Origin of the sequence: Nocardia sp. SSK8 (genome assembly GCF_037034205.1) — a bacterium.
Lineage (GTDB): Bacteria > Actinomycetota > Actinomycetes > Mycobacteriales > Mycobacteriaceae > Nocardia.
The window spans coordinates 165,574-192,570 of record NZ_JBAGKD010000003.1 but is presented as its reverse complement, the minus strand read 5'-3'; the positions used below and the strand labels follow the sequence as shown (position 1 = coordinate 192,570).

24 protein-coding genes and 1 tRNA gene are annotated in these 26,997 nt (G+C 70.4%); 9 read left to right on the top strand and 16 right to left on the bottom strand.

Annotation, left to right across the window (positions count from 1 at the left end; genetic code table 11):
* The 6 genes from WA675_RS07645 to WA675_RS07620 form a co-directional block, all read right to left on the bottom strand.
* A complete protein-coding gene (locus WA675_RS07645; RefSeq protein ID WP_336083118.1) occupies positions 1-396 on the bottom strand; it encodes a helix-turn-helix domain-containing protein in 396 nt (131 codons plus the stop codon).
* Positions 397-458: 62 nt separating this feature from the next.
* Positions 459-1,661 carry an alpha/beta hydrolase family protein gene (locus WA675_RS07640; RefSeq protein WP_336083117.1) on the bottom strand — a complete coding sequence of 401 codons (1,203 nt, stop codon included), beginning with the start codon at positions 1,659-1,661 and terminating at the stop codon, positions 459-461.
* A 139-nt stretch (positions 1,662-1,800) separates the two neighbouring features.
* Entirely contained in the window at positions 1,801-2,265 is a 465-nt protein-coding gene (locus tag WA675_RS07635) for a DUF5130 domain-containing protein (RefSeq protein ID WP_336083116.1), read from the bottom strand.
* Positions 2,252-2,530 carry an aa3-type cytochrome oxidase subunit CtaJ gene (ctaJ, locus tag WA675_RS07630; protein ID WP_336083114.1) on the bottom strand — a complete coding sequence of 93 codons (279 nt, stop codon included), beginning with the start codon at positions 2,528-2,530 and terminating at the stop codon, positions 2,252-2,254. Before ctaJ ends, WA675_RS07635 begins: the two co-directional genes overlap by 14 nt.
* Before the next feature lie 73 nt (positions 2,531-2,603).
* The gene (locus WA675_RS07625; protein ID WP_442945570.1) at positions 2,604-4,208 is read right to left on the bottom strand and encodes a glycoside hydrolase family 13 protein; all 1,605 of its coding nucleotides are present in this window, start codon (positions 4,206-4,208) and stop codon (positions 2,604-2,606) included.
* Positions 4,209-4,386: 178 nt separating this feature from the next.
* Entirely contained in the window at positions 4,387-4,800 is a 414-nt protein-coding gene (locus WA675_RS07620) for a globin (RefSeq protein WP_336083112.1), read from the bottom strand.
* Positions 4,801-4,985: 185 nt separating this feature from the next.
* Here WA675_RS07620 and WA675_RS07615 point away from each other — a divergent pair, with 185 nt between their 5' ends.
* Complete coding sequence (locus WA675_RS07615; protein ID WP_336083111.1) at positions 4,986-5,699, top strand: HNH endonuclease; 714 nt, start codon at positions 4,986-4,988, stop codon at positions 5,697-5,699.
* A 1-nt stretch (position 5,700) separates the two neighbouring features.
* Here WA675_RS07615 and WA675_RS07610 read toward each other — a convergent pair whose 3' ends face one another.
* On the bottom strand, positions 5,701-6,270 hold the full coding sequence (locus WA675_RS07610) for a helix-turn-helix domain-containing protein (protein WP_336083109.1): 570 nt from the start codon (positions 6,268-6,270) through the stop codon (positions 5,701-5,703).
* Positions 6,271-6,337: 67 nt separating this feature from the next.
* On the opposite strand from WA675_RS07610, the gene WA675_RS07605 reads away from it, so the two are divergent.
* Positions 6,338-7,039: an AzlC family ABC transporter permease gene (locus WA675_RS07605; RefSeq protein ID WP_336083108.1), complete on the top strand. Its 702-nt coding sequence runs from the start codon at positions 6,338-6,340 to the stop codon at positions 7,037-7,039.
* Here WA675_RS07605 and WA675_RS07600 read toward each other — a convergent pair.
* Positions 7,011-7,244 carry a hypothetical protein gene (locus tag WA675_RS07600; RefSeq protein WP_336083106.1) on the bottom strand — a complete coding sequence of 78 codons (234 nt, stop codon included), beginning with the start codon at positions 7,242-7,244 and terminating at the stop codon, positions 7,011-7,013. The genes WA675_RS07605 and WA675_RS07600 overlap by 29 nt on opposite strands.
* A gap of 30 nt (positions 7,245-7,274) precedes the next feature.
* Between WA675_RS07600 and WA675_RS07595 the strand changes: the two genes are divergently transcribed.
* Positions 7,275-7,472, top strand: coding sequence for a hypothetical protein (locus WA675_RS07595; RefSeq protein WP_336083105.1), 198 nt, complete (start codon positions 7,275-7,277; stop codon positions 7,470-7,472).
* Positions 7,469-7,789 (top strand): AzlD domain-containing protein, encoded by a 321-nt coding sequence (locus WA675_RS07590; protein ID WP_336083103.1) that lies wholly within the window; start codon positions 7,469-7,471, stop codon positions 7,787-7,789. Before WA675_RS07595 ends, WA675_RS07590 begins: the two co-directional genes overlap by 4 nt.
* Before the next feature lie 281 nt (positions 7,790-8,070).
* Here the strand turns inward: WA675_RS07590 and WA675_RS07585 are convergent, their stop codons facing one another.
* The 7 genes from WA675_RS07585 to WA675_RS07555 form a co-directional block, all read right to left on the bottom strand.
* Entirely contained in the window at positions 8,071-8,742 is a 672-nt protein-coding gene (locus WA675_RS07585; protein WP_336083101.1) for a hypothetical protein, read from the bottom strand.
* A gap of 4 nt (positions 8,743-8,746) precedes the next feature.
* Positions 8,747-9,172, bottom strand: a complete 426-nt coding sequence (locus tag WA675_RS07580) for an acyl-CoA thioesterase (protein WP_336083587.1) — start codon at positions 9,170-9,172, stop codon at positions 8,747-8,749.
* A gap of 41 nt (positions 9,173-9,213) precedes the next feature.
* Positions 9,214-14,091, bottom strand: a complete 4,878-nt coding sequence (locus WA675_RS07575; RefSeq protein ID WP_336083099.1) for an NAD-glutamate dehydrogenase — start codon at positions 14,089-14,091, stop codon at positions 9,214-9,216.
* 279 nt (positions 14,092-14,370) lie between these two features.
* Positions 14,371-16,047, bottom strand: a complete 1,677-nt coding sequence (ettA, locus tag WA675_RS07570; protein WP_336083098.1) for an energy-dependent translational throttle protein EttA — start codon at positions 16,045-16,047, stop codon at positions 14,371-14,373.
* Between the two features lie 68 nt (positions 16,048-16,115).
* Positions 16,116-16,676 carry a single-stranded DNA-binding protein gene (locus WA675_RS07565; RefSeq protein WP_336083097.1) on the bottom strand — a complete coding sequence of 187 codons (561 nt, stop codon included), beginning with the start codon at positions 16,674-16,676 and terminating at the stop codon, positions 16,116-16,118.
* Between the two features lie 123 nt (positions 16,677-16,799).
* A complete protein-coding gene (locus tag WA675_RS07560; protein ID WP_336083095.1) occupies positions 16,800-17,777 on the bottom strand; it encodes a serine/threonine dehydratase in 978 nt (325 codons plus the stop codon).
* Positions 17,774-19,843: a cytochrome c oxidase assembly protein gene (locus tag WA675_RS07555; protein ID WP_336083094.1), complete on the bottom strand. Its 2,070-nt coding sequence runs from the start codon at positions 19,841-19,843 to the stop codon at positions 17,774-17,776. Before WA675_RS07555 ends, WA675_RS07560 begins: the two co-directional genes overlap by 4 nt.
* 139 nt (positions 19,844-19,982) lie before the next feature.
* Here WA675_RS07555 and WA675_RS07550 point away from each other — a divergent pair.
* A tRNA-Arg gene (locus WA675_RS07550) sits at positions 19,983-20,056 on the top strand.
* Positions 20,057-20,530: 474 nt separating this feature from the next.
* Here the strand turns inward: WA675_RS07550 and WA675_RS07540 are convergent.
* A complete protein-coding gene (locus WA675_RS07540; protein ID WP_336083092.1) occupies positions 20,531-21,700 on the bottom strand; it encodes a zinc-binding dehydrogenase in 1,170 nt (389 codons plus the stop codon).
* 1,163 nt (positions 21,701-22,863) lie between these two features.
* On the opposite strand from WA675_RS07540, the gene WA675_RS07535 reads away from it, so the two are divergent.
* The 4 genes from WA675_RS07535 to WA675_RS07520 all read left to right on the top strand — a co-directional run bounded on the left by WA675_RS07535 (position 22,864) and on the right by WA675_RS07520 (position 26,994).
* Positions 22,864-24,234, top strand: a complete 1,371-nt coding sequence (locus WA675_RS07535) for an ATP-binding protein (protein ID WP_336083090.1) — start codon at positions 22,864-22,866, stop codon at positions 24,232-24,234.
* A gap of 63 nt (positions 24,235-24,297) precedes the next feature.
* Positions 24,298-25,173 (top strand): ABC transporter permease, encoded by an 876-nt coding sequence (locus WA675_RS07530; RefSeq protein WP_336083088.1) that lies wholly within the window; start codon positions 24,298-24,300, stop codon positions 25,171-25,173.
* On the top strand, positions 25,166-25,999 hold the full coding sequence (locus WA675_RS07525) for an ABC transporter permease (protein ID WP_336083086.1): 834 nt from the start codon (positions 25,166-25,168) through the stop codon (positions 25,997-25,999). The genes WA675_RS07530 and WA675_RS07525 overlap by 8 nt, the downstream gene beginning before the upstream one ends.
* Positions 26,000-26,001: 2 nt before the next feature.
* Complete coding sequence (locus tag WA675_RS07520) at positions 26,002-26,994, top strand: ABC transporter ATP-binding protein (protein WP_336083084.1); 993 nt, start codon at positions 26,002-26,004, stop codon at positions 26,992-26,994.
* Positions 26,995-26,997: the final 3 nt, after the last annotated feature.

Genomic DNA, 26,997 nt, shown 5'->3' with positions numbered 1-26,997 from the left:
TCAGGCAGCGAGGAGTACGGCATTCGGCGCGACCGCATGCGGCTGTGTCATCGAGGCGGGTGCCACGATCCGGCGATCCCCACCGACCACCACGGCGGCCGGGACAGCCGCGCGCCTGCGCATCGCCTCGGCGACCTGGCCGACGAGATCACCCACCGAGGTGCCCAGCGCACCCGCGAGGGCGGCGATCATCTCGCTCGACGGCTCCTTGCGCCCACGCTCGACCTCGGACAGGTACTGCGGCGAGATACCCGCCCGCCCGGCGGTATCCACCAGGGTGGAGCGCTGCCCCTGCCGCAGTGCGCGCAGGTGCTCGCCCAGCGCCTCGCGCCACAGCGGTTCCGGCCGCCGTTCGCGGCCGCCGGGAATCACGCGCAGTCCCTTGTGCTCGCCCATACTCCGAGGGTAGGGACCCCGGTGCGGGAACACCGCGCTCTTCTGCTCTCGGCGTAACCGGCTCAGCGGCGGATGCCGAACCGGGCGTCCACCCAGGCCAGGGCGTCGGCGAAGGAGGCGGCCACGATCTCGCTGTGGTCGGTCTCGTCGAACTTGCGGTAGTCCACGTCCTGGCCGTTCTTCTGCTGGTCGGAGACCATGGCGTCGGTCGAGGCCGGGAGCACGGTGAGGTCGTCGCGACCCTGCAGCACCAGCACGGGGGTGGTGAACGACAGCCCGCTGGGATCGTTGTCGTCGAGCACCCCGAGCAGGGCCGAGAGGTCGCCGTCGCGGGAGAACACGTCCTTGGTGGACAGCCCACCCCACTTGCCGCGATCGCGCAGCCCGGCACTGCATTCGGAATCGGCGATGGGCAGCAGGGAGACCGCCCGCTCGGTGAGGAACCGGCCGGGGTCCACCGCCGTGACCGTCTGCGCGCCGCGCACCAGCAGCGGCACGTACACCGCCAGATCCCCCGCGCCGACCTTGCCGAGCGGGTTGGACACCGTCCACTTGGCCATCCGCACCTGCTGCCCCAGGTGGGAGACCGGCGCCAGCGCGACCGCGCCGAGCAGCGGCGTATCCGGCGCCCAGCCACCCGACGCGCTCGCCGCGAACAGTGCCGCGTGCCCGCCCTGCGAATGCCCCATGGCCACCCAGCGCGACCCCACCGACGCGTCGATGGCGCGGGCGGCGACGGCGAGATCGGCCACCGCGCGCTGCTCGGTCTCCCCGATCAGATAGCCGTGCTCGCCGGGCGTGCCGAGGCCCTGGTAGTCGGTCCGGGCCACGGCGTAGCCCGCAGCGATCCAGCGGGCCTGGTCGTCGCGGCTCGGCGAGGATCCCTCGGAGCGCGAGGGCGCGCACACATCGGCGATACCGCTGGTGCCGGGCGCCCAGGAGATCAGCGGCCAGCCACCCGGAGGCGGCGTCCCCTCCGGCACGGCCAGCGTGCCCGACACCGCGACCGTCGCGCCCCGGGCGTCCACCGAGCGGTACAGCGCCAAGTAATTGCGGGCCCCCGGCACCGCCTGCGGCCCGCTCAACGGCTCGACCCGGATCACCGACGCGCGCGCCCCGGGCACCGATTCCGGTGCGGGCGTATAGAACTGGGCCTGCGGTGCCCCCGCGACCGGCCCGTCCACCTCGGGCGCGTCCTGCCCACACCCGGCCAGCACACAGGCCAGCGCCACCGCCGTGATCCCGCGACCGATTCCTGCCTGCATCTTCCCCCCAGCGCCACCGCCGGCCGCCACGCGCGGCCGGGAAACCGCCGATCAGACTACTCGATACCGCTCCGGCGCCCGAGACACGAACGGCGCGTTCACCTTCGCGGGTGAACGCGCCGGACGGCGGAACGACGAACTAGCGGCCGATGGCGGCGGCCATCACGCGCACCGCCGAGATCAGACCGTCGATCAGGTTGCCCTGCCGGAACGAGGCCAGCGCGGCGGTGACGCCCAGCTGGCAGATGCGGTCGTTGGCCCGCTCGGCCACATTCGCACCCGAGCGCACCTCGATCGCGCCCTGGTTGGGCGAGACGGCGATGAGCACCGAGTCGGCCGCCTCGGGAGTGTTCGGCAGCAGCGCGTCGGCGCCGGTCGCCGGGTCGCCGCCCAGATCGCCCAGGTAGATGTTGAAGCGCACCTTGGTGGCGCGGGTCGCCTCGGTGAGCGCGTTGTCGAGCATGATGCGCTCACGGTCGGTGAAGGGCACCTCGTCGAAGACGGTGCCCGACTCGTGCACGCCCGAGACGCGGCCGCTGCTGGTGAGCGCGGAACCGTGCGGCAGGTCGGCCTCGACCACCGCGGGCCACTTAGAACTTGCCACTTGCCCGGCCTCCGATCAGCGCCGCGTCGGCGGCTTCGAGAGCCGCATGGCTGCCATGCGACTCGGCGGTGTGGTGACCCGCAGCAGCGGTCACCTCGTCGGTAGCGCTCCACAGCACCGGCGAGTGGGTCCACTTCTGCCCGAGTGCGAAGTGGGCCGGCTTGTCACCGGGAAATGGCTTACCGAGATAGGACAAACCCGCGATCGCGAAGTAGATCGCGGCCGGGATGCCGACGAAGATCAGCACTGTCTCGAGAATGCTCACGGTCCAACGGTAGACGATGCTGTGTAGTAGTTCATCCTCCGGTCATCGGTTAGGCGCGCGTGTCCTGTCCGGGTCACACCAGCCAGGCCGCCGCGTCGGCGGGCAGCCGGTCGTCGACGACGGGGGCGCTGGCCAGCAGCACCTCGCCCGGCGGCAGCTGGATCGGCGCGCCGGAGGCATTGAGCACACAGATAAGCCCGCCCGGCCTGCGGAAGGCCAGCGCGTCGTCGGGGCTGCCGTACCACTCGATCCGGTCACCGGCGAATTCCGGCCGGGTGCCGCGCAGGTCGATGGCGAGGCGGTACAGCGACAACGTCGAATGCAGCGTCTCCAGTTGGGCTTCCACGGTGCGGTCGGCCCAGTCGGCGGGCATCGGCAGCCAGGAGTCCGGGCCGTCGGTGAAGCCGAACGGCGGGGTCCGTCCCTCCCACGGCAGCGGCACCCGGCAGCCGTCGCGGCCGCGTTCGGTGTGGCCGGAGCGCTCCCAGACCGGGTCCTGGAGGACCGCCTCTGGCAGATCGTCGACATTGGGCAGGCCGAGTTCGGCGCCGTTGTAGACGAACACCGCGCCCGGCAGCGCGAGCTCGACCATCATCATCGCCCTGGCGCGCGCGACGCCCGTCTTGCCGCCGCCGTAGCGGGTGACCTCGCGCTCGACATCGTGATTGGACAACGTCCAGGTCGGGGGCGCGCCGACCGCCTGCACCGCCTCGAGGGAGTGGGTGATCGCGGTGCGCACGCCCTCGGCGGTGAACGGGGTCTCGGCCAGGCGGAAGTTGAAGGCCAGGTGCAGTTCATCGGGGCGCACGTATTCGCCGAAGCGCAGGTTGTCCTCGACCCACACCTCGCCGATCGAGACCGCGTGCGGGTAGTCGTCGAGCACGGCCCGGATACGGCGGTGGATGGCGTGCACGCCGGGGTCGTTGAAGCGCGGATCGTCGTCGTCGTTGACGAGCAGGCGGGTGCTGACCTTGTCCATGTCGGGCAGGCCCGCGGGCTTGGCCATGCCGTGGGCCACATCGATGCGGAAGCCGTCGACGCCGCGGTCGAGCCAGAACCGCAGCGTCTTCTCGAAGTCGTCGGCGACCTCGGGGTTGTCCCAGTTCAGGTCGGGCTGTTCGGCGGCGAAGATGTGCAGGTACCACTGGCCGGGCGTGCCGTCGGCCTCGGTGACGCGGGTCCAGGCCGGGCCGCCGAAGACGCTGGGCCAGTTGTTGGGCGGCTCGGCGCCGTCGGGACCGCGGCCGTCGCGGAAGAGGTAGCGGGCCCGTTCGGGACTGCCCGGAGCCGCGGCCAGTGCCGCGGTGAACCAGGGATGTTCGGCGCTGGTGTGATTGGGTACCAGATCCATCGTGACCTTGATCTCGCGATCGTGGGCCTCGGCGATCAGCTCGTCCATGGCGGCCAGCCCGCCGAACAGCGGATCGATATCGCGCGGATCGGACACGTCGTACCCGCCGTCGGCCTGCGGCGAGCGCATCACCGGACAGATCCACAGCGCGTCCACACCGAGTAGCTCGAGGTACCCCATCTTCTCGCGCACACCGCCCAGATCGCCGATTCCATCACCATCGGAGTCGGCGAACGAACGCGGATAGACCTGATAGAACACGGCGGTTGTCCACCACGGAGCGGTGCTTTTTTCCCCCGGCACCGGCGAGGCAGGTGTCTGTGTCACAACCGCAATATTGCCAAAGTTCGCCCGCAATATTCCTGTCGCGGGCCACTTTCTCGCGATCCGGCAAATCGCCAGCGTCGGCCACGCCGGGCCGAAACCTCGCGGTAAACCCGGATATCGGCCCGAAATAGCGCCGCCACCTGCCGGTGATCAGCGAACGCGGGGCACCCGGCGCGGGTCAGCCCGGGGCGTTCTGCAAGGACGCGGCGGCCATCCGGAAGTAGTCCATCAGGGCCTTGCGGTGTTCGTCGTCGAGGATCGACGGCTCGATCTCGCCCACCGCGATGGTCATGCACCGCATCCAGGCATCGCGCTCCAGCGGCCCGATGACGAAGGGATGGTGGCGCATCCGCAGCCGCGGGTGCCCGCGCTCGTCGGAGTAGGTGCGCGGGCCGCCCCAGTACTGCTCGAGGAACATCCGCAGCCGCCGCTCGGCCGGGCCGAGGTCGGCCTCCGGGTACATCGGGCGCAGGATCTCGTCGGCAGCGACCTCGCGATAGAACACCGACACGATCCGGCGGAAGGTCTCCGCGCCGCCCACCGCGTCGTAGAACGAGGTCGTTGTCTGCTCACCTGAAGTCACGTCCCCCATTGTGCCCCGGTCACCGGCGGCCCCGCCCGGCGGCAGCGTGCATCACGAACGCATGGCCCTTCAACCACAGTTCACCCGGAAGTTTGAAAAATAGCCGTGCAATACCGGCGCGAGCGTGGTCAACTGGGTGACAGTATCGACCCCAGATACCACATGATCCTGCCAATCATGAAATCGAGGTCACGATGAAGCAGCGACCAGGCGCCCGGTCACACGAGGCGCGCGCGCACCGACAACTCCAGCCCGCCGACGTCCACAACCGTGGCTCGGGGGCCATCCCGCTGCACATCCTGTCCGATCACCATCCGGGCGCATCCGGTCGTCACGACCTGCCGCATCACCCCGCGCCATTGCATCTCGCCGGAGACCACGACGCCGCCGCATGGCGCAAACGCCGGGTCCTCCTCCTCAACGCCACCTACGAGCCCCTCACCGCCCTGTCCGCGCGCCGTGCCGTGGTCCTGCTGATCTGCGCCAAGGCCGACGCCGTGCACGACGATCCCGACGCCCCGGTCCTGCATTCCGCGGGGGCCGCCGTGGCGATTCCCTCCGTCATCCGCCTGCGCACCTATGTGCGGGTGCCCTATCGCGCCCGGGTCCCGATGACCCGCGCCGCCCTCATGCACCGCGACCGCTACCGGTGCGGCTACTGCGGCGGCAAGGCCGAGACCATCGACCATGTCATCCCGCGCAGCCGCGGCGGCGAGCATTCGTGGGAGAACTGCGTGGCCAGTTGCGCCCCGTGCAACCACCGCAAGGCCGACAAGATGCTGGCCGAGCTGGGCTGGACGCTGCGGCATCCGCTGGTCTCGCCCAAAGGCCCGCACTGGCGGCTGCTGTCCACCACCGCCGAGCTGGATCCGCTCTGGTTGCAGTACCTCGGCGAAGGCGCCGCCTGAGTCAGGGGCTCTCGATCACCATCGAGGCCCAGGTGCCCGGCTCCAGCGCCTCGAAGACATGCGGGAGATCACCCAGGTAGCGCACGTAGTCGCCGGGGCCGATCTCGATCGGCTCGTCCGCCGGGCCGACCAGCGCGCGCCCGGCGGCCAGCACCACGTGCTCGACGACACCGGGGGTGTGCGGGTCGGAGCGGCGGGTGTGCCCGGGCTCGGCCGCGATCCGGTACACGTCGCAGCGGGTGTGTGACTGGCCCGCTGCGAGCAAGGTCACCCGGTAGTCGGCGTCGGCCGAGGGCACCGGCGCGCCCTCGTCGGCGCGGATCACCTGGACGTTGGGCCGGGGCGGGTCCAGCAGCCGGGAGAACGGCATCTCCAGTGCCACACACAGCGCCCACAGGGTCTCCAGGCTGGGATTGCCGGTGCCCGACTCCAGTTGCGACAGAGTCGATTTCGCGACACCGGCCCGGCTGGCGACCTCGGTCAGCGACAAACCTGCGCGGGCGCGTTCGCGCCGCAGCGACGCCGCGATCACCGCTTGGGGTGGTCCGGCGACCGGGTCCTGCCGGTCCATCAACGCCTCCTGGGAGCTGGCGAGTTCGCGTTGACTTTACCCACCCTCGCCGTTCACTATGAGAAACATGCGTTCGATATGGCGAACACTCGATCGGCGGACCGGTACCGCTGTGGCCGCGGCCTGCCTGGCCGTCGGCCTGTTCGGGGTGTCCTACGGCGCCTCCACGATCGCGGCCGGGTTCCCGGTCTGGATGCCGGTCGTGATGGCGGTGACGGTGCTGGCGGGCGGTTCGGAGCTGCTGTTCTTCGGCATCGTGGCGGCCGGGGGCAGCCCGATCGCGGCGGTCGTGGCCGGGCTGCTGCTCAATGCCCGGCACCTGCCCTACGGCCTGTCGGCGCCGGAGGTGTTCGGCCGCGGCTGGCGGCGCGTGCTCGGCATCCACGTCCTCAACGACGAGTCGGTTGCCTTCGCCACCGCCCCCGGCGACCACGCGCGCAAACGCGCCGCGTACTGGGCGTGCGGCATCGGCGTCGCCCTGTGCTGGCCGCTCGGCGCGACCCTGGGCGCCGCACTCGGCGCGATCGTCCCGGATACCTCCGCGCTGGGCCTCGACGCGGTCTTCCCGGTCATCCTGCTCGCCCTGATCCTGCCCGCCCTCCGCGACCGGTCCACCCTGCGGCCGGTCCTGGTCGGCGCCGCGCTGGCCGTGATCGTCGCCCCGTTCGTCCCCGCGGGCCTCCCGGTCCTGATCGCCCTGGCCGGCCTGGTGTTCGCCCTGCGGCCCCCGGAGAAGGCACCTACTGAACCGGCGGCGCGGTCATGCTGACGATCCCCGGGTACGAGCACGCCACGTCGGCCACCTCCCTCGCTGTCCCGGCCACCTCGCTTGCCACAGCGACCACCTCCCTCGCTGTCTCGGCCATCTTGCTCGCCGTGCCGACCACCTCCCTCGCCATCCTGGCCAGCTCGCTAGCCAGGATGGCCAGCTCGCTCGCCGAGACGTGGTGGCGACGATCCCCGGCGACCGACATGGCGCACCCAACGCACGAGGGGCGCCGGTCATGAGCACTCAGGCCCTGCTCCCCGCGATGCTGATCCTCGCCGCGGGCACCTACGCGCTCCGCTGGACCGGACCCGCGCTGCGTCATCAGCCGACCACCTCGATCGCCATCCTTGCCATTTCGCTCGCCAGGACGTGGTGGCGACGACCCCCGGCGACCGATATGGCGCGACCAACGCACCAGGGGCGCCGGTCATGAGCACTCAGGCCCTGCTCCCCGCGATGCTGATCCTCGCCGCGGGCACCTACGCGCTCCGCTGGACCGGACCCGCGCTGCGTCATCGACTGCGCCTGTCCCCCAGAGCGATCCACCTGCTCGACACCGGCGCGCTCATCCTGCTCGCGGCTCTCGTGGCGACCGCGACGCTGCCGACCGGCTCCGGCGACCTGGGTCTCGCGCTGCCCGCCGGGGTCGCGGTCGGCGGTGTCCTCGCCTGGCGGCGCGCTCCACTGCTGGTCACCGTGCTCGCCGCGGCAGGCACGACGGCATTGCTGCGCCTGATGGGCGTGCACTGAACGCGAACCCGTGTTTCCTGTTCACCGTGGCGCGCCGGGACGACACAGGACCACTCGGCGACATGCGAGGCGTTGATGGACGACGAGACCGGCCGCCCTGCGCACCAATCGCGCCCAGCCGCCATCGCCCGATCACCGCAGCGCGTCGAGGCACGGCGTCGTCGCGGGGAATCGCCACCGCTCCACCGACTCGCCACCCGGCGGTGCGTCGACGAGCGCCGACGCCGGACTCATGAATCAAGCTGGGCGACAGCGGAATCACGCCGTCTGATTCCCACGCGTCAGCTGGGCGACAGCGGAATCCCGCCGCCCAACCGACGGGCAACCGATCCGTAGCGGGCGTCCAGGCGTAGCCAGGTGCGGGTCGCGCGGACGCGGACCAGTTCGGTGGGCTGGATGCGGCGGGATTCGGCCTTCTCCCCCGCGTGCGGGATGAAGTCCATGGCGGTGAGGGCGAAGACCACGCGCATCGGGACCTCGACGGCGAGGTCGTCCGGGCCGGTGACGGTGAGCACCGACTGGTCCAGCAGCGAGGCGGGCGGGCCGTGCGCGCCGCCGTGTTCGCGGGCCACGTCGGCACCGCGCTCGGCCAGCTCCACCAGGGCGCGGGCGGGCACGTCATCGACGTGGGTGAAGCCGTCGACCGGGGGCAGCGCGCCGCGCCAGGCCGAATCCATCGAATAGCCGAGGTCGACCGGGTGCCCGGTGCGCAGCCCGGCCAGCACCGTATCGGCCGCGGCGGTGGCGTCGTCGACGCCGAGTTCGGCGGTGACGGTGCGCACAGCGAGCGTCTCGAACCCGGTCGCCACCCAGGCCGAGACCAGGCTCGACCCGCGGCGGCGCAACCGGACGACGGCGGCGGGGTCCAGGCGCAACGCCCGGCTGAGGAAGGTGGCCAGGTTCTCGCGTTCGGCCGGGTCGGGCGTGTGCAGCACCCGCTGATCGGAACTCACGAAATCAGGCCCGCCACAGTGCCAGGTAGTCGCGTTCGGTGTCACTGAGCCTGCGCAGCCGCTGGGTCTCGATGTCGAACGCGGCCAGCTGCGTGGTCGCGGTGACCGCGGGCGGCGAATCGGGCGCCGCGCCGTTGGCCCGCACCTCGTAACCGATGGTGAAATCGACCGCGCGCAGCTGCTTGACCCACATCGCGATATCGAGCGGGGTGTCCTCGTGCCGGAGCTGGCCCCGGTATTTCACGTGCAGGTCGACCAGAACACATCCCTGGCGGCCCATCGAGGCGGTCGGCTTGTCCTCGTCGAACAGCCAGGGAATGCGAGCCTCCTCCAGCAACGTCACCATCCGCGCGTGGTTGACATGCTGGAACACATCCATATCCGACCAGCGGATCTCGACCTTCGCGTGAAAACGCTGCGGCAACACCAGATCTGCCGTGGGTGCGGCGGTGTCGCCGTTGGGCGAGCTCGTCACCGTGGTACCTCCGATTGGGCGCCCACCCCGCTCACCATGCTCCGCACCTGTCGCGCGGCGACCGACAGTGTGGCGAGGTCGTGGGTCCCGGACTCGAACAGTTCCGCCAGGGCCGCGCGCGCACGACCCAGCCGGGACTGGTTCTTCGACTCCCAGTATGCAATTTTCTCGTCGGCGGTTTCCTCCGGGTCACCCGCGGAGAGCACATCGAGGGTGAGCGAGCGCAGCGAACCGTACATGTCGTCGCGCAGCGCGAGCCGGGCCAGCGCGTGCCAGCGGTCACCGCGTTCGAGGTGGCTGACCGCCTCGAGCAGCCAATCGATCTTGAGGTGCTCGTTGAGCGCGTAGTACAGCGCGCCCACCTCGGCGCCGTCGCGATCGGCGATATCAGCGATATCGACCACGTCCAGCAGCGGGAACATGCTCAGCAGCCCGAACACCTCGGTGGCCAGGTCGGTCGGCGCGCCCCGGGCGATCAGCTCAGCCGCGCCCTGGGTGAGCGAGGTGACGTGGTGCCCACGCAACCAGCCCGGCACCTGCGGCGCGAGTTCCTGCACCCGGCTGTGGTAGCGGTTGATCTCGGCGCCCACCGCGATGGGCTGTGGCCGGTTGCTGAGCAGCCAGCGCGAGGCCCGGTCCAGCGTGCGCTTGGACTCGAGCTCCATCAGGTCGCACACGCCGGTGGGCGCGTCGGCGCCGCGGATGCGCGCCCACACATCGTGCAGTTCGAAGATCTCGCTGGCCGCGGCGAAGGCACGCACCACATCGGAGGTGCTGGCTCCGACCTCCTCACTGAGCCGGTGCGCGTAGGTGATGCCGCCGTAGTCGACGACCTCGTTGACGATCATCGTGGTGACGATCTCGCGGCGCAGCCGGTGCTTCTTGATCTCGGTGCCGAAGCGTTCGCGCAGCGGCGTCGGAAAGTACAGCGGCAGCCTGCGCGCGAAGTAGGCGCTGTCGGGCAGGTCGGTGTCGAGCAGATCGGCCTTGAGCCCGAGTTTGACGTGCGCGAGCAGGTTGGCCAGCTCCGGCGAGGCCAGGCCACTCCCCTCCTCGGTGCGCCGCTTCAGCTGCGCCGCCGTCGGCAGCGCCTCGAGTTCGCGGTCGAGTCCGCGCCGCTGTTCCAGATCGTCGATGACGCGGCCGTGCACACTCGCCATCTGCGGCGCGTCGGTGCGCGCGATGCCGATCAGCACGTTCTGATCCACGTTGTCCTGCAACACCATCCGCGCGACCTCGTCGGTCATCGAGGCCAGCAGCGGGTTGCGGTCGGCCGGGGCCAGCGCGCCCGCGCTCACCACCCCGTCGAGGAGCACCTTGATATTGACCTCGTGGTCGGAGCAGTCCACGCCCGCGGAGTTGTCCAGCGCGTCGGTGTTCATCTTGCCGCCCGCGCGGCAGAACTCGATGCGCCCCAGCGCGGTGGCGCCCAGGTTACCGCCCTCGCCGACCACCTTGACCCGCAACTGGTTTCCGTCCACCCGCACCGCGTCGTTGGACTTGTCCCCGACCTCGGCGTTGGTCTCGGTGCTGGCCTTCACATAGGTGCCGATGCCGCCGTTCCACAGCAACTGCACCGGCGCCAGCAGGATCGCGCGCACCAGCTCCGGCGGCGAGAGCGCCTGCACGCCGTCGGGCAGCCCGAGCGCGGCCCTGGCCTGCGGCGAGATCGGCACCGATTTCACCGTCCGCTCGAATACCCCGCCGCCGTCGCTGATCAGGCCGCGGTCGTAGTCGGCCCAGGACGAGCGTGGCAGCGCGAACAGGCGCTCACGCTCGGCGAAGGAGGTGGCGGCGTCGGGGTTCGGGTCGAGGAAGATGTGCCGGTGGTCGAACGCGGCGACCAGCCGGATGTGACGGGAGAGCAGCATGCCGTTGCCGAACACGTCACCGCTCATGTCGCCCACGCCGACCACGGTGAAGTCCTGGCTCTGGGTGTCGATGCCCATCTCCCGGAAGTGGCGCTTGACCGATTCCCACGCACCCTTGGCGGTGATGCCCATGGCCTTGTGGTCGTAACCGGCCGAACCGCCGGAGGCGAAGGCGTCACCGAGCCAGAAGCCGTAGCCGGTGGCCACGTCGTTGGCGATGTCGGAGAAGCTGGCGGTGCCCTTGTCGGCGGCGACCACCAGGTAGGTGTCGTCCCCGTCACGGCGGACCACCCGCTCGGGCGGCAGCACGGCGCCGGTGGCCAGGTCGACATTGTCGGTGACGTCGAGCAGCCCGGAGATGAAGGTGCGATAGCAGGCGATGCCCTCGGCGACGCTCGCCTGCCGGTCCACCGTGGCGTCGCCGGTGGCCGCGGGCGGGCGCTTCACCACGAAGCCGCCCTTGGCGCCGACCGGCACGATCACCGCGTTCTTCACCGCCTGCGCCTTCACCAGGCCGAGAACCTCGGTGCGGAAGTCCTCGAGCCGATCCGACCAGCGCAGGCCACCGCGCGCCACCGAACCGAAGCGCAGGTGCACGCCCTCCACCCGCGGCGAGTAGACGAAGATCTCGAATTGTGGTCGCGGCTTGGGCAATTCGGCGATCTCGCGCGGCTCCACCTTCAGCGCCAGGTAGTCGCGCGGGCGGCCGTCGGCGTCGAGCACGTAGTAGTTGGTGCGCAGCGTCGCCTTGACCAGCCCGAGCATGGCCCGCAGGATGCGGTCGGCGTCCATGCTGACCACCTCGTCGATGCCCGCGCGCACCCGGGTCTCCAGCTCCGTGGCGGTCTCGGCCGAGACGGTGTCGGGGTCGAAACGCGCGGCGAACAGCGCCACGAACTGGCGCGCCACCTCCGGATGGGCCAGCAGCACGCGCGCGATATTGGCCTGGCTGTACGGGAATCCGGCCTGCTGCAGGTATTTCGCGTAGGCGCGCAGAATGGTCACCTCACGCCAGCCGAGCCCGGCGCGCAACACCAGCTCGTTGAGGCCGTCGGCCTCGGCCCGGTCGAACCAGACCGCCTCGACGGCGTCGGTGATCCGGGTGCGCAGGGCGTCGGCCTCGGTGCTGGGCGTGAGCAGGCCCGCGTCGAGTTCGGCGACCAGCGGGTTGCGCAGCAGGTCCGGCCGGGCTTGCAGGCCGAAGTCGTAGATCCAGCGTTCGGCGTCGAGCTCGAGCCGGTAGGGCCGCTCGTCGACCACCTCGACACCCAGGCTCTGCAACACCGGCAGCACCTGACTCAAGGACACCGCGCTGCCCGCGATGTAGAGACTGAACCGCCAGGCGCCCGGCGCGGAATCTTCGGTGCGGTAGAGGAACTGGCCGATACCTCCCTCGTCGAGCCGGGCCAGGCGGCCCAGGTCGTCGAGCCCGCGGGCGGGGGCGAAGTCCTCCTTGTAGCTCTCCGGGAAGGTCTCGGCGGCCCGCGCGAGGGCGGCCGGGTCGTGTTCGGCGGAGGCGGCGGCCTCGCTCTCGACGCGGTCGTCCCAGCTGTGGCTGGCCGCGTCCAGCAGTGCCTGGATGCGCAGCCGGTTCTCCTCGGAAGTGTCCGGCGTCGGCGCGTGCGCGTCGGTGGACAGCATGACCGTGAAATAGACGCTGGCGAGCTCGCTTTCGCTGACCCGCGCCGAGTAGTCGATATCGGTGCCGCCCAGCTCGCGGACCAGGATGTCCTGCATCTCCAGCCGCACCGCAGTGGTGTAGCGATCGCGCGGCAGGTACACCATGCACGCCACGAACCGGCCGTAGGAGTCCGAGCGCAGGAACAGCCGCACCTGCCTGCGCAGGCCGACGCCGAGCACCGCGACCGCGGTCCGGCGCAGTGTCTCGGTATCGGCGGAGAACAGCTCGGTGCGGGGGAAGGACTCGATCACCTCGAGCATGGCCTGCCCCGAGAACGACTCCAGATCGAAGCCCGCGGCCTCGATCGCGGTGCGCACCCGGCGGTTGATCACCGGGATGTCGAGCACGTTCTCGTGCACGGCGCTGACGGTGAACACCCCGATGAACAGGTGCACCCCCACTACGGTGCCCGCGTCGTCGACATCGGCGACTCCGATGAAGTACGGATACACCGAGCGGTGCACGGTGGCCCGGACCAGGCCCTGGGTGAGCAGCAGCAGCGGCCGGTCACCGCCGTTGATCGGCACCTGGAAGTCGGTGCCGATGCCGGGCCGCAGCACGCCCAGCGGGCTGTCCTCGACCGCACTGGAGACGGTGTGCCCGCTCACGGTGTCGCGCCGGTAGCGCGCGTAGCCGAGCAGGGTGAAGTTGCCGTCGGCCAGCCAGCGCAGCAGTTCGGCGCATTCCCGCAGATCGATCGCCGGGAAGGGCGCCGAGACGTGGCCCGCGGCGCGGTCGAGCCGGTCGGCCAGCCCGGACTGGGTCGCGACCATGGCCTCGGTGTCGTCGATGACCTGGCGCACGTCGGCGATCACCTTGGGCAGCGTCGCGGTGAGCTCGTCGAGGGCGGCCCGGCTGGTCGAGGGGTGCAGCTGCAGGTGCATCCAGGATTCGGCCAGCCCGACCGCGCCGTTGCCGTCCACCTCGTGCGGTGCGGCGGAGACCAGCTTGCCGTCGGCGTCGCGGATGACCTCGAAGATCGGATGGATGACCTCGGTGACGCCCACCTGCGCGCGATTGAGCGCCGCGGTGATCGACTCGACCAGCAGCGGCATGTCATCGGTGACCAGCTGCACCGCGACGCCCACGCCCGCGCCGTCGTCGGGATGATGCACCCGCATCAGCGCCTTGCCCCGGGGCCGCTCGGTGGCCAGCTCCAGGTGACGGCGGAAGATCTGGGTGATGCCGGTGATCGTGCAGTCGACGTCCCCGGCGTCGACGTGTCGGAAGTACGCCTCCTCGAGGGTGGCGAGCTCCCCACGCAGAGGCTGGGGCAGACCCGCCGCCCACGCTGCGCTGGACAATTCCGACGAGACCGTCATTTTCCGTCCACTCCCAAGGATTCGGTTCCGCTTCGGTTCCGCATACAGGTGACGCCGAATCGAGACTAGCCCGAGGTCAGGGGCCGCGCCGAGAGACAAACCGATTGCCCCACGGGTAACTTGCCCGATGACGCGACATCGACACCGAACTCCCCGTGCCGCAACGGATTCCGCCCGCAGCGAACACCCACCGGACCGGTCCGAACCACCTCCGGAGACACCACAGGCAGGGTGGCGACGCGCGCTACCCTGCCCGTGGACCGGCTCGGTGGCCTCCGCTCAGTCGCGGGTCAGCTTCCGGTGGGTGACCCGGTGCGGCCGGGCCGCCTCGGCACCCAGGCGCTCGATCTTGTTCGCCTCGTAGGCCTCGAAGTTGCCCTCGAACCAGAACCACTTGGCGTCGTTGTCGCTGTCACCCTCCCACGCGAGGATGTGCGTGCAGGTGCGGTCCAGGAACCAGCGGTCGTGCGAGATCACGACGGCGCAGCCCGGGAACTGCTCGAGCGCGTTCTCCAGCGAGCTCAGGGTCTCGACGTCGAGGTCGTTGGTCGGCTCGTCGAGCAGGATCAGGTTGCCGCCCTGCTTGAGCGTCAGCGCCAGGTTCAGGCGGTTGCGCTCACCACCGGAGAGCACCCCGGCGGGCTTCTGCTGGTCCGGGCCCTTGAAGCCGAACGCGCTGACATAGGCGCGCGAGGGCATCTCCTGGTTGCCGACCTCGATGAAGTCCAGCCCGTCGGAGACGACCTGCCAGACGTTCTTGTTCGGGTCGATGCCCGCGCGGTTCTGGTCGACGTAGCTGAGCTTGACCGTCTCGCCGACCTTGACCTCGCCGCTGTCGGGCTCCTCGAGCCCGACGATGGTCTTGAACAGCGTGGTCTTACCGACACCGTTGGGGCCGATCACGCCGACGATGCCATTGCGCGGCAGGGTGAACGACAGGTCCTTGATCAGCTGCCGGTCGCCGAAGCCCTTGTCCAGGTGCGACACGTTGACCACGATGTCGCCCAGGCGCGGACCCGCGGGGATCTGGATCTCCTCGAAGTCCAGCTTGCGGTGCTTCTCGGCCTCGGCGGCCATCTCCTCGTAGCGGCCGAGGCGGGCCTTGTTCTTGGCCTGGCGGGCCTTGGCACCCGAGCGCACCCAGGCCAGCTCCTCCTTGAGGCGCTTCTGCAGCTTCTGGTCCTTCTTGCCCTGCACCTCGAGCCGCTGGGCCTTCTTCTCCAGGTAGGTGGAGTAGTTGCCCTCGTACGGGTAGGCGCGGCCGCGGTCGAGCTCGAGAATCCACTCGGCCACGTTGTCGAGGAAGTACCGGTCGTGGGTGACGGCCAGCACGGCGCCCGGGTAGGAGGCCAGGTGCTGCTCGAGCCACAGCACCGACTCGGCGTCGAGGTGGTTGGTGGGCTCGTCGAGCAGCAGCAGGTCGGGCTTGCTCAGCAGCAGCTTGCACAGCGCCACCCGGCGACGCTCACCACCGGAGAGGTTGGTGACCGGCTCGTCCGGCGGCGGGCAGCGCAGCGCGTCCATCGCCTGCTCGAGCTGGGAATCGACATCCCAGGCGTCGGCGTGGTCGAGGAACTCCTGCAGCTTGCCCATCTCGTCCATGAGCTCGTCGGAGTACTCGGTGGCCATCAGCTCGGCGATCTCGTTGAAGCGGTCCAGCTTCACCTTGACCTCGCCGAGGCCCTCCTCCACGTTGCCGCGGACGGTCTTCTCCTCGTTGAGCGGCGGCTCCTGCTGCAGGATGCCCACCGTCGCGCCGGGCGCGAGGAACGCCTCGCCGTTGTTCGGCCGGTCCAGCCCCGCCATGATCTTCAGCACGCTGGATTTACCCGCGCCGTTGGGACCGACGACGCCGATCTTGGCGCCGGGCAGGAAGTTCAGCGTCACGTCGTCGAGAATGACCTTGTCGCCGTGCGCCTTGCGAACCTTGATCATCTGATAAATGAACTCAGCCATACATGGAAGCCTATCGGTGCGGGTAACGGGGATGAGATGCGGAGCGGGCCGGTGCCGCGGACAGCGCCTCAGGCGTCGACCTGCTCGGGGGCACCCACCGGGGGCACCGCGACCGGCGATCGCGCCGGGAGGGAATCCGCCGCGGTCGTAGAGGCTACGGCAGTGGGGGCGGTCGGCGCATACTCGGCCACGCTCTCGGCGCCCGGCAGTGCAGCGCCCGGCGGCCCGGAGATATTCCGCACCGGGTGCGCCGCGGCGCGCGCCGCGTCCGACCGCCGCACCACCGAGGCACTGCACCGGCCCAGATCCGGCCCCACCGCCGCCGCGCGCATCTCCAGATCCCGCCGCTCGGTGCCGTCCTTACCGCGGTATTCGTGCGTGCGCAGCTGTCCGTAGGCGATCACCGGATCACCCCGGTGCAGCGACCGGTCCACCCCCGTCACCAGCCTGCGCCAGCACGAGACCGTGAGATAGAGCGAGCCGTTGTCCACCCAGTCCCCCGAGCCGGGGTCGAACCGCCGGGCATTGCTGGCCATCCGGAAGGTGACCACCTGCTCGCCGTTGCTGAGATCGCGCCGCACCGGATGGGTGACCACGGTGCCGACCACCGTCGTGTTCGCCTCGTACATCGAATCCGCCCCCGCTCGTAGTCGTCGTTGTTGTGACGACTCCAGGATGATCGCGCGCCGGGCCGATCGGGAGCCCCCGGCGCGAATTGGGGACAACTCCGCCGGTTGTGGATATCGGCCGGGTCAGACGACAGGGAGCTCGGTGTTCGCCCCGCACAGCACCACGATCGGCCGGACCCCGGGTTCCGGGGTGTAGACCCCGCTCTGGACCGCGGCCAGCGCCGCCGCGCCCTCGAGTTCCACCACCACGCGGAATTCGCGCCACAGGTACTCGCGGGCCGCGGTGATCGCGTCGTCGGCGACCGAGAGCGCGGGCATCCGGTGCCGCTGCGCGATATCGAAGGCGATCTCACCCACCCTGGTCGCGCACAGCAGCTCGGTGCTCGCCGACCGGCTGGTGATGTCGACCGGTTCGCCCGCCGCCAGGGCCGCCGAGAGCGCGGGCGTGTGCTCGGATTCCACGCCGACGATCTGCCTGCGCCTGCCCAGCGCGGCGCCAAGGCCCGCGATGAGCCCGCCCCCGCCGATCGCGGCCAGCACCGGCGGACGCCCACGCACCTGTTCCTCCAGCTCCAGCCCGATCACCCCGGCCCCGGCCACCACGGCGGGCATGTCGTAGGCGTGCAGGTGCTCGGCGCCGCGTTCGGCGGCCAGCGACTTCGCGCGCTGCTGGGCCTCGGCGTAGCTGGTGCCGTGCCAGAGCACCTCGGCACCGTGCGCCCACATCGCCGCGACCTTGGTGTGCGGCGCCGATTCGGGCACCACGACCGTGCACTCGCGACCCAGCTGCGCGGCGGCCAGGGCGACCGCGATCCCGGCATTGCCGCCGGAGGCGACCACCACCTGACCGGTCTGCTCCCGGGTACTCAGCAACGCGTTGAGCGCCCCGCGCACCTTGAAGGTGCCGCCGTGCTGGAGGAATTCCAGCTTCAGCGACACCGGCACCGGCCCGTCCGGCCCGTCCACGCTGGTGTGGAAGACCGGGGTCTTGCGGACCCGCCCGATCAGCCTGCGCCGCGCCGAGCGCACATCGGTGCGCAGCACCCGCGGTGGCTCGGCGCGCGCGCCCGCGTCGCGCACCGGCACGTCGCGTGCGCTCACCGGCGCACCTCGCCGTCGCGGCGCGCCAGCTCGGCGTACATCGCGTTGTAGGCCGTCAGCTCGGCGTCGTTGTCCCGGTCGGCGGCCCGGTCGGTGCGCTTGGCCAGCCGCTGATCGCTACGCGACCACTGGATCAGCAGCGCCAGCATCACCACCACCAGCGGCACCTCACCACTGGCCCAGGCGAAGCTGCCACCGTTGCGCTGATCGGCCAGCAGGTCGATGTGCCAGCCGAGGCCGAGGGTGCGGTAGAACCAGCCGCCGAGCACCGTGGTCATGCTCATCAGCGCGATGCCGAAGAACGCGTGGAACGGCAGCGTGCCGAAGACCATGGCCAGCTTGGTCAGCGGCGCCACCTCGCGCGGCTTGGGATCGATGCCGATCACCACCCAGTAGAACAGGTAGCCGCTGATCAGGAAGTGCGCGTTCATCATCAGGTGGGCGGCGTGCGAGTCGACGGTGGCGTCGAAGATGCCGCCCAGGTAGAGCGCGTAGAACCCGGCCACGAAGATCACCGAGGCGACCACCGGCTGGGTCAGGAACCGCGAGACCGGATTGTGCACGGCCGCCAGGATCCACTCGCGCGGCCCCGGCACGCCCTCGCGTCCGGCGGGCGGCAGCGCGCGCAGCGCCAGCGTCACCGCACCGCCCAGCGCGAGCAGGATCGGCGCCAGCATCGACAGCGCCATGTGCGCGCCCATGTGCACGCTGAACATGGCAGGCGAGTACCGGCCGACGCCTGAGGACGTGGCCAGCAGCAGCACCAGACAGCCGCTGCACCAGGCGATGGTCCGGCCCAGCGGCCAGGCGTCCCCGCGCTTGCGCAGCCGGTACACCCCGAGCAGGTAGAGCGCGGCGAGCACGATGGCCAGGGTGCCGAAGATCAGGTCGAAGCGCCAGTCGAACAGCAGCCGTGCCACCGTGGGCGGCCCGTCGATGACGTAACCGAGCTCCACCTCCATCGGCGTGGGGATCGTGGTGGGCGGGGGCGGCGGCGTCCGGCCCAGGCCGACGGCCAGCCCGATGGTGGCCGCGAAGATCAGCATCTCGACCCCGGCGAACCGGATCAGCGCGGTGCGGTCGCGCGGGTCGGCGGCCAGCGCGGGCAGTGCCGCGCGACGCTGCAGGAAGCCGACGGCGGCCAGCACCAGCAGCGCGGCGGTCTTGGCCAGTACGAGCCTGCCGTAGGTGGTGGTGAACAGGTCGGCCGCGGGCACCCGCACCCAGGCGTTGATCACGCCGCTGACCGCGATCACCGCGATCGCGACGGTGGCCGCCAGCGAGAACCGCCGGGACGCGACATCGGTGCCCGCGCCGCCGCGCAGGGCGTGCGCGAGCACCGCGATCAGCCCGCCGACCCACACCGCCGCCGACACCATGTGCAGCAGCAACGAGTTGGTCGCCACATCGTGCGAGCCGCCCGAGGACGAGTGCCCGGTCAACGCGAGCGGCATCATCGTCACCAGCGCGCCACCCAGCAGCACCGGCGTCCAGCCCCAGCGCAGCGCCAGACGGCAGCCGATCGCCACCACGAGCGCGAACAGCACCGTCGTGCGCCAGGCGCCAGCGACCTCGACCTGGTCGATCACCGGCCACAGCTTCTCCGGCCGCCAGATGCTCGTCACCGGCTGACCGGTGGTATCCGAGACCGTCAACGGCACCAGCAGCGCCGCGGCGCCCGCCCAGACCAGCGCCGCCACCGAGGCCCGCCGCACCGCCCGGTAGCCCCCGGCCTCGAGTAATCCGCTGTCGCGCGGTGGCAGCAGGAACGCCGCGAACAGCAGCGAGCCGACGGTGACCGCGGCGGCCAGATCGGCCACCGCCCGCAGGGCGGGCAATCCATATGTTGTCAACGGCCCCGGATCGGGTATACCCAGCAGACTCAACGCCTGCGCCGCCGACAACCCGACCACCATCGCCGCCACCACCGCGGCCACCGCCCCCGCGACCGCGCTCAGCACCCCGAAGGACGCGGCGTTGCCCCCCGGCGCGGACCGCCCCGACTCCGCCGCCGGTGGTCCACCGTCGACGGCGGGTCCAGCGGAGGGGTCCTGCGATAACGACATGACAACGAGGGTAGTTCGGCCTGCCCGACGCCGCCCCGATGGGGCTCTCGCTCCCGCCGTCACGACCGGACGATCTGGTCGGTCGCTATACTTTTCGAGCTGGACACCGTGGCCCTGATCCGCCAAGGTGTATTCGACTGCCTCCGTAGCTCAGTTGGATAGAGCAAGAGCCTTCTAATCTCTAGGTCGCAGGTTCGATTCCTGCCGGGGGCACAACTACGCCTCTGACCTGCATCAATAGCAGGCCAGAGGCATCAGTGCCATGGAACGTGATACTTCGACACCAAGAAACATCGCAGGTATCACGTGGGGATTCGCGTCCGTCCGGCTCGGCCCGCCCCGAGGGGCACGCCCAGGATGTAGCGGTTCAGCGTGGCCTCGAACTCCGGCGAGTCCTTACCGATGGACGCCTAGCCGAGGTGCTGCTCGCCGCGGGTCTGGCCGAGGGGTACACCGTCGCGCGGTGCGGTCCTTCCAGCCCACCAGCCCGGGACCCGACGCGCCGATCGGGCTGTGGGGTACGCCGCCGGACGATCTGCTCGACCGTCGTCTGGGGATAACCGACCTCGGCGATCGCGTCGATCGTGGCGTCCAGCAAACCCGCGATCGTCGCCTCGCGCCGCTCCGGCTGGGTCCGCTGGTATCTGTTCCGCGCGGCACACATGCGGCCCAGGCTATCGACCGGGCTCAGTCCGGTACCGCGCGAAGCCCGGGCCGCACCGGATCGATGAGGATCTTGGCGTGCGTCTCGGCATCGCCGAGCATGGCGAACGCCTCCTCCACCCGATCCAGCCCGACCGTGCCGGTGATCAGCGGCGACGGGTCCAGCTCTCCGTCCGCGAGCAGGTGCAGGGTGTCGCGGAACTCGATCGGGGTGTACCCCATCGAGAAACGCAGGTCCACTTCCTTGTTGATCGCCACCGCGGGACGGAACCGATCGGCTTCCATGCACACCCCGACGACCACGACCCGCGCCGACAGCGGCGCGTGCGCGATGACATCGTCGATGATCCCGGGCACGCCGACGCACTCGAAGAAGACGGGCGCCTTGGGCGTGACGAGCCCGAACAGGTCCGCCGCCCGCCACAGCGGCTCCCAGGGAATCGGCGTCCGGCGCAGCGACCTCATGCCCTCGACCGCCAGCCGCCACAGCTGCGGGCTGTCGGCCACGAACCCGCGGCCGGCGAGTTCGGCGTACGGCGAGTCGACGGCGGGGTCGACCACCCGGTGCGCGCCCATGCGCGCGGCCAGCGCCCGCCGGGCAGGCGAGAAGTCGACCGCGACAATGCGTTCGACGCGCTGCGCGGCCAGCATGGCGACGACCGCCAATCCGATCGGGCCACAGCCGATGACGACGGCGGTGTCACGGCGCGAGACCGAGGCCCGGTTCACCGCGTGCGTGGCGACGGCCATCGGCTCGGTGAGGGCGGCGATATCCGGTGTCAGACCGTTCGGGACCGGGAAGGTCAGCGATTCCTCGACCACCACCTGCTCGGCGAAGGCGCCCGGCGCCTGCGCGGACAACCCGGTCAGGTGCGGCTTTCCGGCCCGCGTGCGGATCGGCATCGCCACGACCGGCGTGCCCGGACGCCAGCGGCGGCGGGTGCCCGGCCCGTACTCGGCCACCGCGCCACTGAACTCGTGGCCGAGGACGACGGTCTCCGCCGAGCGCATCAGATCCCGGTACCCCGACGCGGCACCGACCTCCGCGAGCTCGTCCGCGTGGTGGCGCGCATGCAGGTCCGACCCGCAGATACCCGCACGCAACACGTCGAGCCGGATCTGCCCACCCTCCGGCCGCGGGGCCGGGAGCTCCGCCGGTTCGAGCACGCCGTTCGTACACGTGACCGCTCTCATTGTTCTCTCGACCCTTCCCCGCCGGATCGCGGTCCCGCCCTCGCTGGGCATGGTCACCGATCGGGCGCCTGTGCATTCTGACGCGCCGCACCGTCGACGTCACTGCACGAGCACACGAATCCGTACTCCGGAATTGGTCGTATCGCAGAATCCCCGGCGTCCAGGCCGTGGCCGTGCCCTCGATCGCCGCCCGCTGGATGCGCGGAAACTGCTCGGCCATCCGGGCGGCCAGCGCCTGGGCGGCCGAGAGCGGGCGCACCAGCACCGTGAACTCGTCGATGCGGCCCCTGTTCGCGCATCGCCTTCGAAACGGAGAACATCCGCTGGGCCGATTTCGCGCTCGGCGTCGTGCTCCGCCGCGATCGGCCGGGACTGACGACCGGCCGCTCAGCCCGACCGTGCGCCGTGCAGGGTCACCGCATCGTCGACGCAGCGCGCGACGAAGGCGTCGTCGATCGGATCCGAGCCGACCGCGGAAGCCGCCGCCCGGTTCGTCACGGAACTGGTGACGGACCCCGCCGATGACGAAACCGGCGGCCAGCGACGCCACTCCGGCGACGGTCAGCGGATAGGCCGGGTCGGCGGGCACCATCACCCCGGCGAGATCGGTGTAGTCGACGAAGAACTGGCTGGCCAGCAGCGCGCCGCCGGTCACCTCGATGACCTCCTGGCGGCCGTCGGGCAGGGTGGCGATGAGGTAGCGGTCGGGGCACGCGTCGGTCCACACCGGGCGGTCGTCGGTGCGCCGGGCGCGATCGAACCAGTCCAGGAAGCCCCACTCGGCGATCGCGGCCTGATCCACCGCCGTTCCGTCGAAGAAGGTCCGCGGACCAGCGGGCACCGGTGACGCGAACGCCGCCCCGCTCCCCAGGTACGCCGCGGCCAGGCCCGCCGCGGCGGTGGTTCCGGCGACCCCCGATCGAGACCACGCCGACAGCCGGGACATCGGCACCGACTCAGCGGCGCCGGAGGCGATGCGGGCAATGGACCGACGGACCGGTACCCTTCCCCCTCATGTGGATCATTCTCGCCATCTCCGTGGTCAGCTCCGTGGCTATCGCCATCCTGTTCGCGACCGGCTTCCCGGAGCACTGAGCGTCGATCAGGTAGCGACTCGATAGCTATCGGGCTGTTCGGCACCGATTAGGTGCGATGATCGGCGGGTGCCGAACAATAGCCAGACCATCGCCCGGTCCGAGGACGGTCGTTCGTTCGTGGTCACCGATGCCACCGGGTGCGCGCTGGTCGCGGGCTCGCTGGCGGTGATCGTCAGCGCACAGCACCGCCAGCTCGCCCTCGTCGAGGAGCGCTCGCCCACCTCCCCGGTGTCGCTGCGCGGCCGGATGATGGGCGAGGTGAGCGCCGACGGCATCGACGTGCGCGCCGGGCACCCGTTCACCGAGGGCGCGGTGCAGCCGGTCGACGCGGCGACGGTGCAGAGTCTGCACGACACCACCGGCGCCCGGCTCGAGATCGGCGTCAATCTCACCCCACCCGGCGGCCCGGCCCGGCTGCTGCCCACCCGGTTCAACCGGCACACGTTCTGGTGCGGGCAGAGTGGCTCCGGCAAGACCTACGCCCTGGGTGTGGTGCTCGAACAGCTGATCGCGCACACCGCGCTACCGGTGGTGATCTTCGACCCCAACTCCGATTTCGTGCACCTGGGCGAGGTGGACCCGCGGACCGGCGGCGCCACCGCCGAGGCCCTGCGCCACCGCGACATCCGGGTGCTGCGCCCGCACAAGGGCGCGCTGCTGCGGGCCCGTTTCACCGAGATCCCGCTGCCGTCCAAGGCCGCGATCCTGCGCATCGACCCGATCGCCGATCGCGAGGAGTTCAACGAGCTCATCCACCTGTCCACGGTGCTCGCGGCCGCCGAGCTCGACGACATCCTGCCGCACCTGCGCAGCTCGGAATCCCTCGCCCAGCAGCGCCTCGGCATGCGGATCGAGAACCTGGGTCTGCTGGAGTGGGAGGTGTGGGCGCGCAAACAGCGCGCGGTGACCGAGGTGGTCGCCGAACGGCCCGACGCGACGGTGCTGGATCTGGGCGGATTCTCCACCCCCGAACAGCAACTCGTCGTCGCGCTGGCCCTGCTCGAGGAGCTGTGGGCCCGGCGCGAGGAACGCCGCCCGGTGCTGCTGGTCATCGACGAGGCGCACACCCTGGCCTCGCCTCGGCTGGACTCCCCGATCGCGCGGGCGGTCCGGGAACGGCTGATCCAGATCGCCGCCGAGGGCCGCAAATTCGGCCTGTGGCTGCTGCTGTCGACCCAGCGCCCGTCGAAGGTGCACCCTGGCATCCTGTCCCAGTGCGACAACCTCGCGCTGATGAAGATGTCCTCGCCGGTCGACCTGGCCGAACTCGGCACCTACTTCGGCTACGCGCCCGCCGCGCTGCTGGAGCGTTCGCCGTGGTTCCGGCAGGGCGAGGCGCTGTTCGCCGGTGGCTTCACCCCCGCGCCCGCGCTGGTGGCGATGAACGCGCGGATCACCAGGGAGGGCGGCCGCGACGTCGAGGTGCCGCTGCGCTGAACACCGGTCGATCCGTGCCGTTTTCGTGCTGATCTGCCCGGATCCGCCTAGAGTTGACTGATTGTGCGGGGCAATGCGGAGGGGGACGGGCAACTCGCCATCGCGACGCGCCGGTGCCCGGTCCGCCGCCGCAGGCCCAGCCTGTTCACCGTGTATTGGACCTTCGCGCGGGCGGGGTTCAAACGGCAGGCCCAGTACAAGCTGGCGATGTTCGCGGGGCTGTTCACCAACTGTGTCTTCGGTTTCGTGCGCGCCGCCGTGCTGGTGGCCGCGGTACGCGCCGCCGACGGTTTCGGCGGTTACGACGAGGGCACCATCGCCGCGTATGTGTGGCTCTCGCAGGGGCTGCTCGGCGCCACCCAGTTCATGGGCCCGCCGATCGATCTGGTCGAGCGGATCAAGTCCGGCGACGTCGCCATCGATTTCCTGCGCCCGGTGGACGTGCAGCTGAGCTATCTGGCCGGTGACCTGGGCCGCGCCGCGTGTACGTTCCTGCCGCGCGGTGTCCCGAGCATCGTGATCGGCGCGGCCACCTTCGGCCTGTCGATGCCGACGACGCCGGTGGCCTATGTGCTCGGGGTGATCAGTGTGCTGCTGGCGGTGGCGCTGTCGTTCCTGTGCCTGTTCGCGGTGGCGCTGATCGGGTTCTGGGTGGTGGAGATACGCGGGATCCGCGTGCTGTACCAGATCGTCGGTACATTCCTCGCTGGGCTTTTCGTCCCTGTCCACATGTTCCCCGACTGGCTGCGCGTCATCGCGAGGGCCACCCCGTTCCCCTCCATCCTGCAGGCCCCGATCGATACGCTGTCCGGGCGGGCCGAGGGCATTGACGCCGTGTTGACCGTTGCGGCACAAGGATTTTGGGTGTTGGCGATCGGCTTGCTCGGCAGGGTGTTGCTGCGGGCGGGACAACGCAGACTGGAGGTACAGGGTGGGTGAACCGGAGACCGCGCGCATTGTGGCCGGGACCTGGTTCACCCCCTATCTCGCAGTATTGCGTTCGCGTGTGAAAGCACAGCAGGTGTACCGCCTCTCCTTCGCCACCGAGATCTTCAGCGCGTTCCTGATCGGGCTGGTCGAGTTCGCCGAGGTGTGGGTGATCTTCCACAATGTCGGCACGCTCGGCGGGCTGGACGTGAACGCGGCGCTGTTGCTGTTCGGGCTGTCCAACACCTCCTTCTCGCTGGCGCAAGTGCTTGTCGGGCACCTGGATTCGCTGCCGACGATGATCAGGATGGGCACCCTCGACGCCTATCACCTCCGCCCGCAACCGCTGCTGCTGCAGCTGGTCACCAGCGATATCTCCCTGCGCAGGCTCGCGCGGGCGGCGGTGGCGGTGATCGTGCTGACGATCGGGCTGTGGCGCAACGACATCGACTGGGGCATCGCCCCGGTTACCTTGATCGTGATCACCCTGCTCAGTGGAATTGCGCTGTTCTGTGGCCTTTTCGTATGCGCGGCGGGACTACAGTTCTTCCTGATAGACGGTGCCGAGCTCACCAACAGCTTCACCTACGGTGGCTCGTTCGCCGCGATGCAGCCAGCCTCGGTGTTCCCCACACCGCTGAAACTGCTGTTCGGGTTCGCGATTCCCGTCGCGTTCACGGCGTACGTGCCGACCATCGCCCTGCTCGGCCTGCCCGGCCCACCGCTGCTGCCCGCGTGGTCGGCCTGGCTGACCCCGGTGGCCGCGCTCTGGGTGTGGTTGCTGGCGCTGTCGGCATGGCGGGTCGGGACGAGGCACTACCAGGGCGGAGGCGGCTGACGATGGACGAGCGGAGCGACACCGAACCGATCATCGACATCGATGACCTCACCCGGCAATTCACCGTCTACCGCAAGAACGGCAGCCGGTGGCGTCGCCATCGCGACACCATCACCGCCGTGGACCGGATGAGCTTCCGGGTCGAGCGCGGCTCGGCGGTGGGCTATATCGGCGCCAACGGCGCGGGCAAATCCACCACCATCAAGATGCTGACCGGCATCCTGGTACCCACCTCGGGCAGCGTGCGCACCTGCGGGCTGGAACCGGTGCGCCAGCGCCGCGAGCTGGCCTCGCGCATCGGGGTGGTCTTCGGGCAGCGTTCGCAGCTGTGGTGGGATCTGCCGCTGCACGAATCGTTCTCGATCCTGGCCGCGATCCACCGCCTCGATCCCGATATCGCCGACAAACGCACCCACGAGCTGGTCGAACAGCTCGAGATGGCCGAGACCCTGGACACTCCGGTGCGTCAGCTCTCGCTCGGTCAGCGCATGCGCGCCGAGGTGGCCGCCGCGCTGCTGCACTCGCCGCAGCTGGTGATCCTGGACGAGCCGACCATCGGCCTGGATGTGCTCTCCAAACAGCGATTACGCGAGTTCCTGCGCGCCGAGCGCATCGAACGCGGCACCACCCTGCTGCTCACCACCCACGACATGGGCGATATCGAGCGGCTCTGCGACCGGGTGCTGGTGGTCGATCACGGCAAGCTGGTGTACGACGGTTCACTGACCGGGTTGGGCGCCACCGTGGGCGCGCGCCGGGTGCTGGTGGTCGATCTGGCCGCTCCCACACCGGATCTCGACGATCTGCCGTGCGGGGCGCAGCTGCTCTCCAGCGAGGCGGGTGGGATGCGCCAGCGGCTGGCCTTCGACGCCGAGCACACCACCGCGGCGGCTTTACTGGCCGCGGTGTCGGACCGGGCGCAGGTGCGCGATCTCTCGATCGAGGAGCCGGGGATAGAGGACGTGGTGCGGCGGATCTACGAATCGGCGCGCTGAGCG

Coding starts and splice junctions, on each gene's coding strand:
- WA675_RS07645 (WP_336083118.1), bottom strand. CDS start 396: ATGGGCGAGCACAAGGGACTGCGCGTGATTCCCGGCGGCCGCGAACGG.
- WA675_RS07640 (WP_336083117.1), bottom strand. CDS start 1,661: ATGCAGGCAGGAATCGGTCGCGGGATCACGGCGGTGGCGCTGGCCTGT.
- WA675_RS07620 (WP_336083112.1), bottom strand. CDS start 4,800: ATGGGGGACGTGACTTCAGGTGAGCAGACAACGACCTCGTTCTACGAC.
- WA675_RS07615 (WP_336083111.1), top strand. CDS start 4,986: ATGAAGCAGCGACCAGGCGCCCGGTCACACGAGGCGCGCGCGCACCGA.
- WA675_RS07610 (WP_336083109.1), bottom strand. CDS start 6,270: ATGGACCGGCAGGACCCGGTCGCCGGACCACCCCAAGCGGTGATCGCG.
- WA675_RS07605 (WP_336083108.1), top strand. CDS start 6,338: ATGCGTTCGATATGGCGAACACTCGATCGGCGGACCGGTACCGCTGTG.
- WA675_RS07600 (WP_336083106.1), bottom strand. CDS start 7,244: ATGTCGGTCGCCGGGGATCGTCGCCACCACGTCTCGGCGAGCGAGCTG.
- WA675_RS07595 (WP_336083105.1), top strand. CDS start 7,275: ATGAGCACTCAGGCCCTGCTCCCCGCGATGCTGATCCTCGCCGCGGGC.
- WA675_RS07590 (WP_336083103.1), top strand. CDS start 7,469: ATGAGCACTCAGGCCCTGCTCCCCGCGATGCTGATCCTCGCCGCGGGC.
- WA675_RS07575 (WP_336083099.1), bottom strand. CDS start 14,091: ATGACGGTCTCGTCGGAATTGTCCAGCGCAGCGTGGGCGGCGGGTCTG.
- ettA (WP_336083098.1), bottom strand. CDS start 16,047: ATGGCTGAGTTCATTTATCAGATGATCAAGGTTCGCAAGGCGCACGGC.
- WA675_RS07565 (WP_336083097.1), bottom strand. CDS start 16,676: ATGTACGAGGCGAACACGACGGTGGTCGGCACCGTGGTCACCCATCCG.
- WA675_RS07555 (WP_336083094.1), bottom strand. CDS start 19,843: ATGTCGTTATCGCAGGACCCCTCCGCTGGACCCGCCGTCGACGGTGGA.
- WA675_RS07540 (WP_336083092.1), bottom strand. CDS start 21,700: ATGAGAGCGGTCACGTGTACGAACGGCGTGCTCGAACCGGCGGAGCTC.
- WA675_RS07520 (WP_336083084.1), top strand. CDS start 26,002: ATGGACGAGCGGAGCGACACCGAACCGATCATCGACATCGATGACCTC.